The following is a 204-nucleotide window of genomic DNA, read 5'->3' on the forward strand; positions in this document are numbered from 1 at the left end:
GGGCGAGGGGCGCGATTTCCTGATCCTTGACGGCGCTATGAACGATCTGATCCGCCCCGCGATGTACGACGCCTACCATGACATCGTGCCCGTGGTGGAGCCGGAGGCAGGCGTGGCGCAGCAGCCCTATGACATTGTCGGCCCGGTCTGTGAGACCGGCGATACCTTTGCCCGCCAGCGCATGATGCCGCCCCTGTCTGCAGG

1 pseudogene is annotated in these 204 nt (G+C 65.7%); it reads left to right on the forward strand.

From position 1 onward, the window contains the following. Positions 1–204, forward strand: a pseudogene (locus A3764_RS22690) (diaminopimelate decarboxylase); the annotation flags it as partial.

The sequence above is a fragment of the Sulfitobacter sp. HI0129 genome, assembly GCF_001635395.1.
In the GTDB taxonomy this organism is placed as follows: domain Bacteria; phylum Pseudomonadota; class Alphaproteobacteria; order Rhodobacterales; family Rhodobacteraceae; genus Sulfitobacter.